Source organism: Mycobacterium sp. E2462, from assembly GCF_001672685.1.
GTDB lineage: Bacteria > Actinomycetota > Actinomycetes > Mycobacteriales > Mycobacteriaceae > Mycobacterium.
The window spans coordinates 1-817 of record NZ_LZKC01000423.1 but is presented as its reverse complement, the minus strand read 5'-3'; the positions used below and the strand labels follow the sequence as shown (position 1 = coordinate 817).

General features: G+C 66.7%; 1 protein-coding gene and 2 pseudogenes. 2 read left to right on the top strand and 1 reads right to left on the bottom strand.

What is annotated here, in order from left to right:
• A pseudogene (locus tag A5714_RS27700) lies at nt 1–76 on the top strand (hypothetical protein); the annotation flags it as partial.
• Nucleotides 65–160, top strand: a pseudogene (locus tag A5714_RS27695) (hypothetical protein); the annotation flags it as partial. The pseudogenes A5714_RS27700 and A5714_RS27695, both read left to right, overlap by 12 nt.
• A 5-nt stretch (nt 161–165) precedes the next feature.
• Here A5714_RS27695 and A5714_RS21815 read toward each other — a convergent pair.
• On the bottom strand, nt 166–817 hold a 652-nt coding region (locus tag A5714_RS21815; protein WP_197513867.1), incomplete at its 5' end, for a putative zinc-binding metallopeptidase.

The following is an 817-nucleotide window of genomic DNA, read 5'->3' as shown; positions in this document are numbered from 1 at the left end:
TCACCTGCTATCCAGCGCCCAGGAGAAGGTGTTCACCGGGCACGACAACGGCGTGATCACCCTGGACCTGGCCGAGGTGATCACCACCACGCAGCTGGCCCTGCCGGGCGGCATGCAGCCGCTGTGGGGTCCCGACGAGCGCCGGGTGATGCCCGCTTGACGGGCCTAGCTCGCGACGGTCGCCGGTCCCCGGGCCTCGGCGGTCACCTCGTCGACCACGGTGTGGATGAACTGCATCTTCTCCAACACCTTGACCGGCAGCACGAACGGATACAGGTCGTCGTGACCCATCGACCGGTTCACCATGTTCAGCGACCAGGACAGCGGTAGCCACATGTCGATGATCGTCTGAAAAGCGCTGGGGCCCAACGACGGCCGGTCGAAGGTCGCCGACGCCGAGGCGAAGCCGCACCAGGCCGAGGTGTCCAGCGTGTCGCGGATGTGCAGGTAGTGGGCGAAGGTCTCCGCCCAGTCCTCGGCGGCGTGCATGGTGGCGTAGGACGAGACGAAGTCCTCCTGCCAATCGTCGGGCGGGCCGTCGTTGTAGTGCCGGTCCAGCGCGGCTTGGTAGTCGGCGTCGGGGTCGCCGAACAACTCCTTGAACCGGGCTACGTACTGCTGCGACGGCGCGACCAGCCGGTAGTAGTAGTAGTGCCCGATCTCGTGCCGGAAGTGCCCCAGCAGGGTTCGGTACGGCTCGTCCATCTCCACGCGCAGCTGCTCGCGGTGGACGTCGTCACCCTCGGCCAGGTCCAGGGTGATCACGCCGTTGTCGTGCCCGGTGAACACCTTCTCCTGGGCGCTGGATAGCAGGTGA